The organism is Amycolatopsis sp. ATCC 39116, assembly GCF_000231075.2.
GTDB lineage: Bacteria > Actinomycetota > Actinomycetes > Mycobacteriales > Pseudonocardiaceae > Amycolatopsis_E > Amycolatopsis_E tucumanensis.
Genome location: NZ_AFWY03000034.1, coordinates 24,513 through 40,136, shown reverse-complemented (window position 1 = coordinate 40,136; position 15,624 = coordinate 24,513). Strand labels below are relative to the sequence as shown.

13 protein-coding genes and 1 pseudogene are annotated in these 15,624 nt (G+C 74.1%); all 14 read right to left on the bottom strand.

Annotation, left to right across the window (positions count from 1 at the left end; all coding sequences use genetic code 11):
- Window positions 1–294: 294 nt before the first annotated feature.
- The 14 genes and pseudogenes from AMY39116_RS0327710 to AMY39116_RS0327635 all read right to left on the bottom strand — a co-directional run bounded on the left by AMY39116_RS0327710 (window position 295) and on the right by AMY39116_RS0327635 (window position 15,618).
- The gene (locus AMY39116_RS0327710) at window positions 295–1,137 is read right to left on the bottom strand and encodes a phosphatidylinositol-specific phospholipase C/glycerophosphodiester phosphodiesterase family protein (RefSeq protein ID WP_020420866.1); all 843 of its coding nucleotides are present in this window, start codon (window positions 1,135–1,137) and stop codon (window positions 295–297) included.
- Window positions 1,138–1,242: 105 nt separating this feature from the next.
- Window positions 1,243–1,407 carry a hypothetical protein gene (locus AMY39116_RS47635; protein WP_235716234.1) on the bottom strand — a complete coding sequence of 55 codons (165 nt, stop codon included), beginning with the start codon at window positions 1,405–1,407 and terminating at the stop codon, window positions 1,243–1,245.
- 107 nt (window positions 1,408–1,514) lie between these two features.
- Window positions 1,515–2,501: pseudogene (locus tag AMY39116_RS43655) on the bottom strand (penicillin-binding transpeptidase domain-containing protein); the annotation flags it as partial.
- A 210-nt stretch (window positions 2,502–2,711) separates the two neighbouring features.
- Complete coding sequence (locus AMY39116_RS0327700) at window positions 2,712–4,349, bottom strand: ABC-F family ATP-binding cassette domain-containing protein (protein WP_020420864.1); 1,638 nt, start codon at window positions 4,347–4,349, stop codon at window positions 2,712–2,714.
- 463 nt (window positions 4,350–4,812) lie between these two features.
- On the bottom strand, window positions 4,813–5,733 hold the full coding sequence (locus AMY39116_RS43650) for an alpha/beta hydrolase fold domain-containing protein (protein ID WP_020420860.1): 921 nt from the start codon (window positions 5,731–5,733) through the stop codon (window positions 4,813–4,815).
- A gap of 358 nt (window positions 5,734–6,091) precedes the next feature.
- On the bottom strand, window positions 6,092–6,979 hold the full coding sequence (locus tag AMY39116_RS0327675; protein WP_235716233.1) for a short-chain dehydrogenase/reductase: 888 nt from the start codon (window positions 6,977–6,979) through the stop codon (window positions 6,092–6,094).
- A 5-nt stretch (window positions 6,980–6,984) separates the two neighbouring features.
- Window positions 6,985–8,382: an aldehyde dehydrogenase family protein gene (locus tag AMY39116_RS0327670; protein ID WP_020420858.1), complete on the bottom strand. Its 1,398-nt coding sequence runs from the start codon at window positions 8,380–8,382 to the stop codon at window positions 6,985–6,987.
- A gap of 8 nt (window positions 8,383–8,390) precedes the next feature.
- Window positions 8,391–9,380 (bottom strand): 2Fe-2S iron-sulfur cluster-binding protein, encoded by a 990-nt coding sequence (locus AMY39116_RS0327665; protein ID WP_027936265.1) that lies wholly within the window; start codon window positions 9,378–9,380, stop codon window positions 8,391–8,393.
- On the bottom strand, window positions 9,377–10,279 hold the full coding sequence (locus tag AMY39116_RS0327660) for a metal-dependent hydrolase (protein ID WP_020420856.1): 903 nt from the start codon (window positions 10,277–10,279) through the stop codon (window positions 9,377–9,379). Before AMY39116_RS0327660 ends, AMY39116_RS0327665 begins: the two co-directional genes overlap by 4 nt.
- The gene (locus AMY39116_RS0327655) at window positions 10,279–11,733 is read right to left on the bottom strand and encodes an NAD(P)/FAD-dependent oxidoreductase (protein ID WP_027936264.1); all 1,455 of its coding nucleotides are present in this window, start codon (window positions 11,731–11,733) and stop codon (window positions 10,279–10,281) included. The genes AMY39116_RS0327660 and AMY39116_RS0327655 overlap by 1 nt, the downstream gene beginning before the upstream one ends.
- Window positions 11,734–12,077: 344 nt before the next feature.
- Complete coding sequence (locus AMY39116_RS0327650; protein ID WP_020420854.1) at window positions 12,078–12,713, bottom strand: TetR/AcrR family transcriptional regulator; 636 nt, start codon at window positions 12,711–12,713, stop codon at window positions 12,078–12,080.
- Between the two features lie 183 nt (window positions 12,714–12,896).
- The gene (locus tag AMY39116_RS0327645) at window positions 12,897–13,775 is read right to left on the bottom strand and encodes an SMP-30/gluconolactonase/LRE family protein (RefSeq protein ID WP_039791789.1); all 879 of its coding nucleotides are present in this window, start codon (window positions 13,773–13,775) and stop codon (window positions 12,897–12,899) included.
- On the bottom strand, window positions 13,775–14,920 hold the full coding sequence (dgoD, locus tag AMY39116_RS0327640) for a galactonate dehydratase (RefSeq protein ID WP_020420852.1): 1,146 nt from the start codon (window positions 14,918–14,920) through the stop codon (window positions 13,775–13,777). The genes AMY39116_RS0327645 and dgoD overlap by 1 nt, the downstream gene beginning before the upstream one ends.
- Window positions 14,917–15,618: a FadR/GntR family transcriptional regulator gene (locus AMY39116_RS0327635; RefSeq protein ID WP_020420851.1), complete on the bottom strand. Its 702-nt coding sequence runs from the start codon at window positions 15,616–15,618 to the stop codon at window positions 14,917–14,919. The genes dgoD and AMY39116_RS0327635 overlap by 4 nt, the downstream gene beginning before the upstream one ends.
- Window positions 15,619–15,624 lie beyond the last annotated feature (6 nt).

The window sequence follows — 15,624 nt, the reverse complement described above, 5'->3', positions numbered from 1 at the left end:
CGGCCGGGCCGTTGGCCAGCAGGAACTCCCGTGGCCGGGCCGCGCGACCCCGCCGCCGCTGGCGGCGGGCCGAAGCCCAGCCGACTCGGGTTCAACCGTCCGGCCCACCGGCAGTTCGTTTCCCACCCACCGATGGTGACGGGCCACCCCGCCCCCACCCACCTGAAGATCCGGCGGCCGGCCAGTCCATGCACCGCAGCACCGGCGGCGGCCCCACCCCCGGAACCAAGCCGCCGCCCGCGCCCAGCCACCACCTTCCGTGGTGAACGGCTCAAGCCGCCCTCACCAACCGGCTCAAGCCGCCCGGCGCTCGGCTGGGTCGTTGGCCAGCAGGAACTCCCGCAGCCCGGCCAGGTCGTCCGTGTTGATGTGGTCCACCCCGGCCGCCAGCAGCTCCCGCCACACCGCCTCCCGCGCGGCGCCCGGCGTGTCGGGCGTCGCCCAGAAGCGGATCCGGTAGCCGGCCTCGTGCGCCTGTGCGACGATCCCCTGCAGCTTCGCCCGCTCGGCCGACGGCATCGGGCCCACGCCCTGCCACGTGAAGGCGTTGCTCCAGTTGTCGCTCACCAGCGGCATGAAACCGGCCGGCGTGCCGGTGCCCAGGTCGGCCAGCCGCCCGTCGTAGCCCGCCAGCCTGCTGCGCTGCGCCAGCATGTCCGCACGCGGCCGGTTGCCGCTGATGACCACCTCGACCGCGCCGCTGCGCTCGTGCCCGTTGGTCCACCGCGTGAGCATGAACCGGAACTCGCGCAGCGCCGCGTCCACGGCCTGGTACGTCGACGGGCCGTCGCTCTTGATGTCGATCAGCAGCTGGAACGACCCGCGCCACCGCGGGTAGACCCGGCCGCCGCCCGCGTGCACCCGCTGGGCGAGCGGCTTCAGGTACAGGCTGGTCAGGGTGCGCCCGGGCCGCGCGTCGACGAGGTCGTGCGCCACTCGCAGTTCGCCGTCCACCAGCCACACGTCGGCCTCGACCGAGGTGAAGCCGTGGTCGAGAGCATCCGCCAGCGGGCGGTCGTGCTCGTAGTCGTTGTGGGCGTGGGCGTGTTCGAGCGGCTGCACCCGCGGCGCCGCCGTCGCCGGCAGCGCACCGCCCGCCACGACCACGGCGAAGATCAGCAACAGCAGTCGTTTCATCGGTTTCCCTTCTCCGGCACCGACACTGTCTAGCCACCGCCGGTGGATGGGGCCGGTCGCCAGGGTGAACGGGGCGCGAAGCGGATCTTTCGGGCCGCACGGCGGTCAGGGCAGCCGGTTCAGGAAGGCCGCGGACAGCGCCACGGCGGGCTTCGACGAGTTGGTCGCGAGGGTCAGCGCCGAGAACGCGACGTCCCCCCGGTAGCCCACGAACCAGCCGTTCGCCTGGCTGCCGTCGCCGTACTGCGCCGTGCCCGTCTTGCCGTGCACGGTTCCGCTCGCCCGCAGGCCGGTCGCGGTGCCGCCGGTGACGACCTCCCGGTGGTGATGCCCGGGATGGTGAAGTCGGCGTTCAGGCCCAGCCGTCCGGCCGCCTCGGCCAGCCCGTCCGCGGGCAGCCGCGAAGCCAGCTGCGCGAAGGTCGTGTTGCACGAGTGCGCGAACGCCGAGTGCAACGGCAGCGAGGGAAAGGCGAACAGGTCCTCGTTGGGAATGGTCCGCTGCCCGATCCGGACAGTCGCCGGGCACGGCAGTTGCTCGTCCGCGCGCGCGAGTCCCCGTTCCAGCGCCTCGGTCACGGTGGCGATCTTGAACGTGGATCCCGGGGCGTACAGGCCGGTCAGCGGGTTGCCGTCGGTGACCTGCGCGTTCTGCGCCACGGCCAGGATGTCCCCGGTGGACGGCTGGATCACGACCAGCATCGCGGGCCCCGGCGCACCGTCCACCGCAGCCTGCGCCGCCCGCTGAACGGTGCGGCTCAGCGTGGTTCTCATCGGCGCTGCGGGCGGCTGCCCGGCGCGGTGGAGCACTTCTTCCCGGCCCTGCCGGTCGACCCGCGACACGGTCCAGGCAGTGCTGTCGATCGCGAGCAGTCGCCCGAGCCCGGGCAGGATCAACGGCGCGAGCGACGGTTCGACGGCCTCCGGGCCGCTCGTGCCCCACCGCAGCAACGGCTCGCCGTCCCGGTCCACGAGGGCGACCCCGGCGGCCGCGGAGCGCGTGACCAGCCGGTCGCCCTCGCCGAGCTCGGGGTGGATCGCCGCCGGGGTGAAGTGCACGCGTGGTGCGCCGTCACCCGGGACGACGGTCAGCGCGGTGTCGTAGGTCCACACCCGGCCCTGACCCAGTGTCCACTCGACACGGACGCGCGCGGTGTCGCCGCTGACGTCCTGGAGCGTCGCCGTCACCGCGGAGGCCCCGAGACCCGACCGGGACGCGGCGAGCACCGTGCCGGCGCCACGGGGATCGTCGGTCAGCGCACCGGCCTGCCGGTCGTCGCCTGCCGACCACGCGCGCAGGTACTGCCCGACCGCCGCCGCGACACCGTCCCCGGCGGGTGCGCCGCCCGGGCGGCCACGCAGCACCACGATCGCTGCCGTGACGATCGCGATCACCGCGAGCACGCCGCAGGTCAGCAGCCACTTCTTCGTTCTCAGGGCGCCACCCCAGCACCGAAGTGGTACGCCTGTCCAAGACCACGCCACCCGTTCGGCGATACGTGAACCGATATCGCCGCAGCGTGCGCCCCATGCCCGGGCGCGTCACCTCGTCGCGGGGGCGGAGAAAGTCACGGCTCAGAGCTCGGTGACCTTGCCGTCCACGACCTCCAGCCGCCGGGTCACGTGGACCGCCTCCAGCATGCGCCGGTCGTGGGTCACCAGCAGCAGCGTGCCCCGGTAGCTGTCCAAAGCGGACTCCAGCTGCTCGATGGCGGGCAGGTCGAGGTGGTTGGTCGGCTCGTCCAGTACCAGCAGGTTCACCCCGCGCGCCTGCAGCAGCGCGAGCGCCGCGCGGGTGCGCTCGCCCGGGGACAGCGTCGCCGCGGGGCGGAGCACGTGCGCGGCCGCCAGGCCGAACTTCGCGAGCAGCGTCCGGACGTCGGCGTCGGCGAGGGACGGGACCTCCCGCGCGAACGCCTCGGCCAGCGGCAGGTCGCCGAGGAACAGCCGGCGCGCCTGGTCGACCTCGCCGACCTCCACCCCGGACCCCAGCGACGCCGACCCGGCGTCGAGCGGAACCCGCCCGAGCAGCGCGGCCAGCAGCGTCGACTTGCCTGCCCCGTTCGCACCGGTGATCGCCACCCGGTCGGCCCAGTCGATCTGCAGGTCCACCGGCCCGAGGGTGAACGCGTCCCGCCGCACCACGGCTCCCCGCAGCGTCGCCACGACCGCGCCGGCCCGCGGAGCCGCGGCGATCTCCATCCGCAGCTCCCACTCCTTGCGCGGCTCCTCGACGGCCTCCAGCCGTTCGATCATCCGGTCGGTCTGGCGGGCCTTCGCGGCCTGCTTCTCGGTGGCCTCCGCGCGGAACTTGCGGCCGGCCTTGTCGTTGTCCGCGGCCTTGCGGCGGGCGTTGCGGACGCCCTTCTCCATCCAGGCGCGCTGCGTGCGCGCCCGCTCCTCCAGCGAAGCGCGCGTCGCCGCGTACTCCTCGTAGTTCTCGCGCGCGTGCCGCCGCGCCACGGCGCGCTCCTCCAGGTACGACTCGTACCCGCCGCCGTAGAGCCGCACCTGCTGCTGCGGCAGGTCCAGCTCCAGCACCTGGTCGACGGTGCGGGCGAGGAACTCCCGGTCGTGGCTGACCAGCACGGTCGCCGCGCGCAGCCCGGTGACGAACCGCTCGAGCCGCGCCAGGCCGTCCAGGTCGAGGTCGTTGGTCGGCTCGTCGAGCAGGAACACGTCGTAGCGGCTGAGCAGCAGCGACGCGAGCCCGGCGCGGGCGGCCTGCCCGCCGGACAGCGACGTCATCGGCTGGTCGAGGTCCACCGACAGGCCCAGCTCGACCGCGACCTCCTCGGCGCGGTGGTCGAGGTCCGCGCCGCCCAGCGCCAGCCACCGGTCGAGGGCCACGGCGTAGCGGTCGTCGGCTCCGTCGGCGCCCGCGGTCAGCGCCTCGGTGGCCGCGTCCAGCTCCGCCTGCGCCGCCGCGACCGAGGTGCGCCGAGCCAGGAACTCGCGCACCGACTCGCCCGGCCTGCGTTCCGGTTCCTGCGGCAGGTACCCGACGGTCGCCGCGGGCGGGGTGAGCCGGACCTCGCCCGCCTCGGGCTTGTCGACCCCGGCGAGGATCCGCAGCAGCGTGGACTTGCCCGCGCCGTTGACGCCGACCAGCCCGACGACGTCACCGGGCGCCACCACCAGGTCGAGACCGGAGAAGAGGGTGCGGTGCCCGTGGCCCGCGGTCAGGTCCTTGGCCTGGAGGGTCGCACTCACCGGGCAACCCTAACTTCCGGGCCAGGTCAGGTGGTCCGGCAGGTCGGTGCGGACGCGCCCGGGGAAGTCGGCGTCCGGGCTGGTGCGGATCTCCGCGATGAGCCGGGTGAGCGCGACCGACACCGGGGCGACCGTGGCGGCCAGTTCCCGCGCCAGCTCGTGCGCGCGGCCGGCGAGCCGGTCGCGAATTCGCCATGCCCACCGGCCTCGGCAGGAACCAGGTCGAGGCGCCCTCCGGGACGATGCCGCGGCGGGTGAAGACGAACCCGAACCGCGCGTCGGCGGTGGCGAGCCGGTAGTCGACGAGTCCTTCGTGGAGCCCCTGAACCGGTGCGTGATCGCGATCTGCGCAATGAACAAGCCGGTCATCGCCGCCGTCCAGGGCGCGGCCGTCGGCGTGGGCGCCACGATCCTGCTGCCCCCGCCATAGTGACGGTGTAGCCGTTGCGCGCGGCGGGCCGGTTCAGGGTGATGGTCGCGACCTTGTCGCGGACGGCGTACTCGACGGCGGTGTAGGGCACGGGGATCTGCTCCGGGTAGTGAGGAAACTGGTGATCGCCGCCAGTGCGGCGGCGGACTCGGGGAGGGCGCGGGCGAGCGGGAACGCGTGGCCCTGTCCCGGCCAGACGCGGAGTTCGCAGGGCACGCCGGCGTCACGCAACCGCCGCGCGACGAGGTGGCTGTCGGCGGCGAGCAGGTCCCGCTCCCCGGCGACGACGAGCGTGGGTGGCAGCCCGCGCAGGTCGGCCCGCGCCGCCGACGGTTCCGGCCCGGTGCCGCAGAGCCGGACGACCCGGTCGACGCAGGCGGTCGACAGCAGCGCGTCGGCGGGGCCCGGGCGAGCCGGCCCGAGTTCGGCCCACGGCGAGATCACCGCGAGACCGTCCGGCACGGGAAGGCCTTCGTCGCGGGCGCGCAGCGCGACGGAGATCGCGAGCCCACCGCCGGCGGAGTCACCCGCGAAGACGACCGGGGTGCTGGTGTGCTCGATCAGCCAGCGGTAGGCGGACAGGCCGTCGCCGATCGCGTCGCTGATGCGGTGCTCAGGGGCCAGGCGGTAGTCGACGGACAGGACGGGCATCCGCAGACCGGCCACGAAGGGACGCCAGGCACGCGCGGAGCCGGCGATGAAGCCACCGCCGTGGAAGTAGAGCACCGTGACGGCGGCCGGTTCGGCGGGGCACACGAACTCGGCGCCGCACGCGGGAAGTTCGATTCGGCGCCAGGTGGTGCCGGCCGGGAGGCGGCCAGTGCCCGCGACCGCGCGGTCGATGGCCCAGCGCGCGCCCCGGAGAGTGAGCGGGGTGATCGGCGCGCGGGCGATCAGGGGCCGGATGGTGCGGGACGTGGCCTGCGCCAGCAGCCGGGACTGCCACGAGCTCATGCGGCCCTCACCGGCCCGGGCGGAGAGGTGGCGCCATCGCCCGCACGGGGAGGCGGCGGTGCCAGCGCGTCGCACGGCCACCGCCCGCACGCGGCGGCATCATCACCCGCGCCGCCACGCGGCGGCGACGGCACGCGGCGGCGAGAGTCGGCAGCACCCCCACGCGCGCACCACCCGCGGCCGGCCCGAAACTCCCGGCGCGATCGCGCAGTGAAGTGGAATGTCGGCCGCGAGCCCGCGGTCCGGTGAACAACCGACCGGGCCGCGCCGCACGGAACGCGCCGCCGCGCGTTGCTGCGCGGCGCTCGCCGCCATCGCGCGGTGCCCCTGCCGCCGCCGATGCCCCGGGCACCGGCCATCACCCCGCCTTCCCCCGCTCCTCCAGCTCGCGGATCAGCGCCTGCGTCGTCCGGTCGGCGGCCAGGTAGGCGTCCGCGGCCACGTTCACCACCCCGCGCAGCAGCGCCCACGGCTGCCACGCCGCCGGCGCGAGCGTGCGCCCCGCGCGGCGGGCGATCGCGTCGGCCAGCACGGTGGCCGCCTCCGTGGCCGTGATGCGGCGGCGCAGCGGCCGTGGCAGGCGTTTCTCCAGCGCCTGCCCGAGCGGGTCGTCGTCGAGGGTGGTGCGCGCCAGTTGCGTGTCGACGACTCCGAAGTAGGCGACCCCGGCCGTCACGCCGTGCCCGGCCAGCTCCAGCCGCAACGCGCGGCCCAGCTGTTCGACCGCCGCCTTGCTCACCATGTACGCCGCGCCGCCAGGGCCGGGCACGAAAGCCGCCGCCGAGGACACCACCACCACGTGCCCCCGCCGGGCGATCAGGTGGTCCAGCGCGGGCCGCACGGTGTTGAACGCGCCGGTGACGTTGACCGCCAGCACCCGGTCGAACTCGCCCGGCTCGATCTGCCGCAGCGTCGCGGGCGGCGGGGTGACCCCGGCGTTGGCGACGACCACGTCCAGCCCGCCCGCGCGGCCGGCCAGACCACGCACCGCCGACGCGACCCCGTCCCGGTCCCGCACGTCGGCGACCGCGGTGAGCACCCGGTCCCCCAGTTCCTCCGCGGCCGCCTCCAGCGCGGCGCCGTCGCGGTCGACGAGCGCCACCACCGCGCCCCGCGCGTGCAGGACGCGCGCGAGCGCGCGCCCGATGCCGGCGCCGCCGCCGGTGATCAGCACCGTCCGTCCCGCGACGCGGTAGGTCCGCCCGCCGGGGAGCGGCAGTCCGAGGTCGCGCAGTGTCGCGAGCACCACGGTCACCGCCACCCGTGCCGGACCGCGATCAGCACCCGCACCAGCGTGTCCGCCCACGGCGGCCGGCGGAACGACGTCAACGGCACCGGTGACGGGAACCGCTGCGCGGTGGTCGCGCGCGGGTAGGCGAACTCGCGCAGCCCGTCCGCGCCGTGCACCCGCCCGAAGCCGGACGCCCCGGTGCCGCCCAGCGGCAGCGCGGGCACGGTCGCGTGCGCGACGAAGGCGTTGACCGACACGGCGCCGGACCGGATCCGCCGCGCGATCGCCTCGCCGTTGCGGCGGGAGAAGACCGTCGCGCCGAGCCCGTACCGGCTGCGGTTGGTGAGTTCGACCGCTTCGTCCATGTCGGCGACCGCGGTCACGGTCAGAGTGGGCCCGAACGTCTCCTCGGTGACCGCGGCGCTGTCCTCGGGCACGCCGGTGAGGATGGTCGGCTCGACGAACCGGCCCCGCACGGCGTCCGGCCCGCCCAGCACCGCGCGGCCGCCGCGGTCCAGCGCGTCGCGGATGTGGCTGTCGATGACCTCCAGCTGGCCGGGCATGGTGACCGGCCCGATGTGCTCGCCGGCCCGCACCCCACGCGCCAGAGCGACGACCTTCTCCAGGAACGCGTCATGCACGTCCCGGTGGACGTACACCCGCTCGACCGCCAGGCAGGTCTGACCGGCGTTGGACATGCCGCCCCACACCGCGGCGTCCGCGGCCGCGTCCAAATCGGCGTCGGCGTCCACGAGCAGGGCGTCCTTGCCGCCGCACTCCATCAGCACCGGCGTGACCGACTCGGCGCAGGCGGCCATGACCCGGCGGCCGGTCGCGGTGGAGCCGGTGAAGCCGATCTTGTCCACACCGGACCGGCACAACGCGGCGCCGGTTCGGCCGTCGCCGGTGACGACCCCCAGCACCGACGCGTCGCCGAACGCCTCGCCCAGCCGGCGGCCGACCTCGGGCGTGTACTCGCTGGGCTTGAACACCACCGCGTTGCCCGCGGCGAGCGCGGCCGCGATCGAGCCCAGCGGCGTGAAGACCGGGTAGTTCCACGGCCCGATCACACCGACCACGCCGTAGGGCCGGTACTCGACCACGCACTTGTGGTTGGCGGTGAGCGCGCCGGGCCGCACCGTGCGCGGGCCGAGCACGGCCTCGGCATTGCGTTCGGCCCACGCCAGGTGCTCCAGCGCCATCGCGATCTCCAGCATCGCGTCCGGCAGCGGTTTGCCCATCTCGCGGTGGATCAGCCCGGCCAGCTCGGTCGCGCCCCGGGCGATGGCCCGCCGCCAGGCTCGCAAGCGCCGGGACCGCCCGGTGAAGCCGAGCTCGGCCCAGCCCGGCGCGGCCGCCCGCGCTGCCTGCACGGCGGCCGTGACGCCGGTGGTCACGTCGTGGTCGACGACAGTCATGACACTCCTCAGAGATCGAGAACGAGACGGCCGGTGGCGCGGGAGACGCAGACGAGCATCGCGTCGTCGCGTTCGGAGGGGGTGAGCAGACGGTCGCGGTGATCCACGTCGCCGTCGAGCACGCGGACCTTGCAGGTGCCACAGAACCCCTGACGGCACGAGTACGGCACGTCCAGCACCCGGCCGATCGCGGCGAGAGCGCTTTCTTCCGCACCCACCTCCACCGTCTTCCCACTGCGGCGCAGGTGGACCTCGAACGGCCTCCCGCCCTCCACCAGCGGCGGGCTGAACCGCTCGGTGTGCAGGGACGCCGTGGGGTTGATCGCGCGCAGGATCCGCTGCGCTCCGGCCATCAACGGTGGTGGACCACACAGGTACACCGCGGCCCCCGGCCCGGCGAGGGAGAGGATCTCCCGCAGGTCGGGCGGACCGCACTCGTCGTCGGGGCGGATCTCGGCGTCGTCCAGTTCGGACAGGAACGGCATGGTCGCCCGCGACCGTCCCAAGTAGACTAGTCGCCCCTGGCGAGCACGGGCCATCGGCAGGATCGGCGTGATGCCGATGCCCGCGGCGACGAACAGGTAGGACGGCGCGTTCCCGACCAGGGAAAACGCGTTGCGCGGCCCGCGCACCCGGAGCCGGTCGCCTTCTCGCAGGTCGTGCATCTCCCGCGAGCCCGCACCGAGACGCCGCACGGCGATGCGGTAGAACGGATCGGCAGGATCGCCGCACAACGAATACGCGCGCTGGAGCCCCGACGGCAGGAACACGTCCAGGTGCGCGCCCGGCAGCCACGCCGGCAGGTCGTCGCCCGCCAACGTCAGGCTGACGACGTCCTCGGCCTCCTGCCGCACCCGCTGGACCACCACGTCGAGGTCGTAACCGGTGCGGCGCACCGGATTCGGCCGCGACAGCAGCGGCGCGACCGGCCCGGCGGCGAACACCCGCCGGTACGCGCCGCTGGCCGCCGCGGCCAGGCGCATGCCCGCGGTGGTCATGCGGCGTTGGCGGCCGGCGACTGGGCCAGGTAGCGGACGGCCTCGTCCATGCTGCCCATCTGCGACGGGTGGAAGCTGGGCCGCAAGTACTTCGGGATCTCGGTGAGGAAGATCGACAGCTTGGGCATCACACCGCGGCGGGTGGCGCTGATCAGTTCGCGCCACCACGGCCCGCCCTTGTCCTGGGTGGGATCGGCGTTGTAGAGGTAGCGGCCGGTGCCGACGAACAGCACGGCGAGGGTGAAGCTGGCGATCAACGCGGTGCGCACCCGTCGCGCGTAACCGCCGTCGACGTGCATGAAGGCGTCGAAGGCGACGTTGCGGTGCTCGACCTCCTCGGCGCCGTGCCAGCGGATCAGGTCGAGCATGACCGGGTGCATGCCGGCGCGCTCCAGGTGGTCGGCGCCGAGCAGCCACTCCCCCACCACCGCCGTGTAGTGCTCCATCGCGGCGAACAGGCCGAGCCGCTCGCACAGCCACGCGTGCTTCGCCTTGCCGGACAGGCCGTGGTCGCCGAGGACCCGGTCGACGAGCCAGTCCATCTTGCGGGCGACCGGTTCGACGGGCAGGCCGAGTTTGGCGAGGTGGCCCCGGGCGCCTTCGTGGGACGAGGCGTGCACGGCTTCCTGCCCGACGAAACCGGTGACCTCCTCGCGCAGCCGCGGGTCGTCGATCAGCGGCAGCGCCTCGGCCAGTGCCGCCGACATGGCGCGCTCGCCCTCGGGGAGCACCAGGTGCATCACGTTGATCAGGTGCGTCGCCATGGGCTCGCCGGGAATGTAGTGCAGGGGCACGTCGTCCCAGGAAAAGTGCACGTCGCGCGCGGCGATCGCGTAGGCCTCCTCCGTGTAGCGCCGGGCGCCGCGGGGGTCGATGCGGGGTTTGCCGATGCGGAACATCACGCCGTCCTCTCCAGGTGGTAGTCGGCGAGGTCGACCCGCCGGGTGGTGGCGCGGAAGGTGCGGTTGAAACCGGGGAAGAAGGTGAAGTTGCGGCCCGCGGAGTCGAGGTAGTAGCTGCGGCAGCCGCCGGTGTTCCACACGGAGTTGCGCAGGCCGTGGTCGACGCGCCGCACGTAGTCCTGCTGCGCGGTCGCCTTCACCTCCAGTGTGGACAGTCCTCTTCGGTCCATTTCGCGCAGGCAGTCGAGGATGTAGGCGACCTGGGCCTCGATCGTGACGACCTGGGAGGTGTAGACGACCGAGTTCGGCCCGAGCAGCAGGAAGAAGTTGGGGAAACCGGCGACCGTGGTGCCCAGGTAGGCGCGCGGGCTGCCGTTCCAGACCTCGGCCAGGGTGCGGCCGTCCCGGCCGCGCAGCCGGGTGAAGCCGGGGTGGTCGGTCATGCGGAAACCGGTGCCGAAGACGATCGTGTCGGCCGGGTGCTCGGCGCCGTCGCCGGTGACGATGCCGCGTTCGGTCACCTCCTTGATCGGCTCGGTGACGACGTCGGTGTTGGGCTGGGCCAGCGCCGGGTAGTAGGCGTTGGAGAAGGTGGGGCGCTTGCAGCCGAACGCGTAGGACGGGGTGAGCTTGGCGCGCAGCCGCGGGTCGCGGACCTGGCGGCGCAGGTGGGCGCGGGCGACGGCCTCCATGCCCTTGAGCAGCAGCGGCTGGTGCACCAGGCCCGGCACGAGGGCTTCCTGCACCAGGTCGAACCCGGTGCGGGCGAGGCTCAACGCGCCGGGGACCTGGCCGAGGAGGCGGCGCGGCAGGCCAGTGACCGGGCGGTCCGGGTGGGGCATGATCCAGGTCGGGGTGCGCTGGAAGACGGTGAGGCGCGCGACCCGCGGCTGCAGCTGCGGGATGATCTGCACGGCGGAGGCACCGGTGCCGACGACCGCGATGCGCCGGCCGTCGAGGTTCTGGTCGTGGTCCCAAGTGGACGTGTGGAAGGTGGTGCCCCGGAAGCGGTTCAGGCCCGGCAGGTCCGGCACCGCGGGTTCGCTGAAGGGGCCGATCGCGCCGACGAGCACCTGCGCTTCCCAGGCGCCCCGGTCGGTGCTGATGTGCCAGGCGCCGTCCCGCCAGCTCGCTTCGCGGACCTCGTGGCGCAGGCGGAGATGGGGCGTGATGCCGAAGTCTTCGGCGCAGCGGCGCAGGTAGTCGCGGATCTCCGGCTGGTACGGGTAGAGGCGGCTCCAGCGCGGGTTCGGCGCGAACGAGAACGAGTACAGGATGGACGGGATGTCGCACTGCGCGCCCGGGTAGGTGTTGGCGTGCCAGGTGCCGCCCACGTCGGCGGCACGTTCGAGGACGACGAAGTCGTCGATGCCGGCGCGCTTGAGGCCGATCGCGGTGCCCAGCCCCCCGAACCCGGCGCCGATGATCGCCACCCGGACTCGCTCACGCATGGAAGCCTCCTCGCTGCCTGATACTCCGCCGACGGTAAAAGAGACATCGAGTGATGTCAACATCAGGCGATGTCAACTTGGGGAGGAGTGTCGGGGGGCTCGCGGGGTGGTGCAGGTCGAGCGGATGCGGGCGGATGCGCCTGCGCGGGGGAGGTCAGGCGGAGTGGGCCCGCGGGGGCGGGGGCCAGGTCAGGCGGCGTGCGCCGGCGAGGTGGCATGAGCCGGGCGGATGCGCCTGCGTAGGGCAGGCCAGGCGGCGCGCGCCCGCGGGGCGGCGGCCAGCTCAGGCGGCGCGCGCGGCGAGGTGCCATGAGCCGGGCGGATGCGCCGGTGTGCGGGCCAGGTCAGGCGGAGTGCGCCCGCGCCAGGTGCTCGATCACCTGCACCGCGTGGGCGACGAACCGCTCCCGGGACACGTCCAGCCGCCCGGCGAGCCAGCCCTGGAACAGGTAGGCCAGCGCACCGAAAACCGCCTGGGCGTTGAGGTCCACGTCGCGGTCGTCGGCGTTCTCGCCGGCCAGCGCGGGGCTGCGCAGGGCCTGCGCGATGGTGGCGGTGAACTCGCCGACCAGCTCGCCGCCGCGGGTGGACAGCTCCGGCGCGGCCAGCGACTCGACGAAGAGGATGCGCCCGCGGCGCGGGTCGCCGGTGACGAAGGCGGTGAACTCGGCGACGGCGTGGCGGACCATCGCGGCGGTGTCGTCCGGGGCCTCCGCGAGCGCGGCGAGCAGCACCTCACGAGCCTGCCCGGCAACGTCCTCCAGCACAGCGACCAGCAGGTCCTCGCGCCGGGCGAAGCTTTCGTAGAAGTAGCGCTCGGTCAGCTTCGCGGCGCGGCAGACGCCGCGCATGGTCACCGCGGCGGCGCCGTCGGTGCCCATGATGTCGAAGGCCGCCGAGACGAGCCGCTCCCGCCGGCGGGCCTGCCGCTCATCGGCGTCGACACCCCGCCAGGGACGACCCGCGGATCCGGCAACCATGCGGCCATCCTGTCACGCGCGCCTACGCGGCCGGGGCAGCCCACACCCGGCCCTCCCCAGCGGCGGCGCACCCGGCTCCCACGCGAGCCGGACAGGCAGCCGCCGCAGGTCCAGCACTGCCCCGTCCGCCCCCGTTGACGGCGCCGGACGTGCCGATTCGCCGTGGGAGGCGACCGCACCCACTCAGTCGTCCAGCGAACGGACGTCCTCGGGCGTGATGGTCTTGCCCAGCCGAACCGTGGGCAAGCCGGGCCGCACACGGGCTGCACACGCGGGTGCCGCCGTCACAGAACACGGCGTCGCCAGCACCGCGCCGTCCAGCGGACCCGGCGCGGCCAGCCCGTGCGTCGCCGACGTGACGATCAGCCGGCCACTCGCCAGGCAGACACTCGTCGGCTGGACGGCAGGCACCGGGAGCACCCGGTCGACCGTCCCGTCCGGCGCGAAACGCACCACGCGGGACGCTCCCCAGATCGCCGACCACACGTAGCCCTCCGCGTCGACCGTCATCCCGTCCGGGCTGCCCTCCTCGACGCGCGCGAACAGCTCACCGGGGCCGAGCTCCCCCGCCTCGGACACCTCGTACCGGTGGATCACCCCGGCCGCGCTGTCCGCCAGGTACATCGTGTCGCCGAAGAACGCCGGGCCGTTCGGCACGGTCAGGCCGTCGAGCACCGTGTGCACCGAACCGTCCGGATCGACCCGGAACAGCCGCCCCGCCCCCGGCCGCGCGTCCCACGCCATCGCGCCCGCCCAGAAGCGCCCCGACGCGTCCGCCACGCCGTCGTTCATCCGCATCGACGCATCAACCGGCCGGGCGAGCCACCGCACCCCGCCGTCCAGCACCGCTATCCCCCGCCCGGCCGCGGCGATCCATCCGCCCCCGGCCAGCGGCGCCACCGCGCCCAGCGGCTCGTCCAGGGACACCAGCACCTCGCCGGTGTCCACCGACAGCAACCGTCCACTGAGGATGTCCGTCATCACCAGACCACCGGATACCGAACGCAAACCCTCGCCGAGCTCGAACCGCTCGGCCGACAACACTGTCCACTCCGGACTCATCACCACTCCGCGAACGATCCGTCAGGGTGCCGCCACACCGGCGGCCGCCACCGGTGACCCACGGCGTCGGCCTTGCGCACCGCGTCCTCGTCGATCTCGACCCCCAGCCCCGGCGCGTCCCACCGGCGGATCGCGCCGTCGTGGAACGCGAACGGCCGCACGTCGGCCAGGTAGTCCAGCGGCTCGGCCCCGGCGTTGTAGTGGATGCCGATGCTCTGCTCCTGGATCAGGAAGTTCGGCGTGGCGAACGCGACCTGCAGGCTCGCCGCCAGCGACAGCGGCCCGAGCGGGCAGTGCGGGGCGATCAGCGCGTCGAACGTCTCCGCCAGCGACGCGATCCGCCGCACCTCCGAAATCCCGCCCGCGTGCGAAAGATCCGGCTGCACCACCGCGACACCCGCCTGCAGCACCGGCAGGAACTCCGACCGCGAGTACAACCGCTCCCCGCACGCCACCGGCACCGCGCTCGCCGACACCACGTCGCCGAGCCGGTGCGCGTACTCCGGCAGCACCGGCTCCTCGACGAACAACGGGTGCAACGGCGCCAGCTCCGGAATCACGCGCCGCGCCGCCGCGACCCCGAACCGGCCGTGGAAGTCGACCGCCACGTCCCGGGAATCGCCCAGCACCTCGCGCACCGCCGCCAGCCGCGACACCACCTCGTCGACCTCGGCCCGGTTCGGCATCCGCCCGATCCGCCCGGACGCGTTCATCTTCACCGCGGTCAGCCCGGCCTCGGCCTGCGCCGCGGCTGCCTCGGCGACCGCGGACGGCTCGTCGCCGCCGATCCAGCCGTATACCCGCACCTCGTCCCGCACCGCGCCGCCCAGCAGCTGGTGCACCGGCACCCCGAGCGACTTGCCGAGGATGTCCCACAGCGCCTGGTCGATCCCGGCCACCGCGCTCGACAACACCGGCCCGCCGCGGTAGAACGCGGCCTTGGTCATCACCTGCCACAGGTCCTCGACGCGGCGCGGGTCCCGGCCCAGCAGCAGGTCGGACAACTCGTCGACGGCCGCCCGCACGGTTTCCGCACGCCCCTCCACGACGGGCTCGCCCCAGCCGACGAGACCGTCGTCGGTGGCCACGCGGCAGAACAGCCAGCGCGGCGGCACCAGGAACGTCTCCACCGAAACGATCTTCACGCGTCCTTCTCCCCGATGATCCCGGCGACGTCGGAGGACGCCTTGTCCAGCAGCGCGCTCACCGCGGCCGCGGCCTCCTCCGGCGCGCCCCGGCGCACGGCGTCCACGACCACCGCGTGGCTCGGCTCCGGGTCGTCGTCGTGCGCCTCGTGCACGAGCGCGTCGCGCAACCGCAGCGCGGGCTCGATGAAAACGTCCATCCGGGACAGCATTTCGTTGTGCGTGGCCCGCAGCAGCGCGCGGTGCCAGCGCAGGTCCGCGGCGACCTGCGCGGCCGGGCCGACCGCGGTGCGCATGTCCGCCAGCGCCGCGTCCAGCTCGGCGAGGTCGTCCTCGTCGCGCCGCAGCGCCGCCATCGACGCCGCCGCCGGCTCGACCACGGCCCGCACCTCCGCCAGGTCGCGCAGCACGGCCGCGGTGTCGCCGGCTTCGCTGCGCCAGCGGATCACGTCGCTGTCCAGCAGGTTCCAGTGCACCCGCGCCCGCACCGACGTCCCCCGCTTCTGGCGCGCCTCGACCAGTCCCTTGGCCGCCAGCACCTTCAGTGCTTCACGCAGCACGGTCATGCTGACGTCGAGGTCGCGCCCCAGCTCGGCGAGGTCGATCACGGCGCCTTCGGCGATCTCCCCGGCGACGATACGCGCGCCGAGCGTGGCCACGGTCTGCCCGTGCACGCCCCGGCCGCTGTAGGCGGTCATCCCCCG

What these genes read in the sequence shown, in the direction of transcription:
- AMY39116_RS43650 (WP_020420860.1), bottom strand. Translation starts at nt 5,733, where the DNA reads ATGAGCTCGTGGCAGTCCCGGCTGCTGGCGCAGGCCACGTCCCGCACC.
- AMY39116_RS0327650 (WP_020420854.1), bottom strand. Translation starts at nt 12,713, where the DNA reads ATGGTTGCCGGATCCGCGGGTCGTCCCTGGCGGGGTGTCGACGCCGAT.
- AMY39116_RS0327645 (WP_039791789.1), bottom strand. Translation starts at nt 13,775, where the DNA reads ATGAGTCCGGAGTGGACAGTGTTGTCGGCCGAGCGGTTCGAGCTCGGC.
- AMY39116_RS0327655 (WP_027936264.1), bottom strand. Translation starts at nt 11,733, where the DNA reads ATGCGTGAGCGAGTCCGGGTGGCGATCATCGGCGCCGGGTTCGGGGGG.
- AMY39116_RS0327660 (WP_020420856.1), bottom strand. Translation starts at nt 10,279, where the DNA reads ATGTTCCGCATCGGCAAACCCCGCATCGACCCCCGCGGCGCCCGGCGC.
- AMY39116_RS0327665 (WP_027936265.1), bottom strand. Translation starts at nt 9,380, where the DNA reads ATGACCACCGCGGGCATGCGCCTGGCCGCGGCGGCCAGCGGCGCGTAC.
- AMY39116_RS0327635 (WP_020420851.1), bottom strand. Translation starts at nt 15,618, where the DNA reads ATGACCGCCTACAGCGGCCGGGGCGTGCACGGGCAGACCGTGGCCACG.
- AMY39116_RS0327670 (WP_020420858.1), bottom strand. Translation starts at nt 8,382, where the DNA reads ATGACTGTCGTCGACCACGACGTGACCACCGGCGTCACGGCCGCCGTG.
- AMY39116_RS0327710 (WP_020420866.1), bottom strand. Translation starts at nt 1,137, where the DNA reads ATGAAACGACTGCTGTTGCTGATCTTCGCCGTGGTCGTGGCGGGCGGT.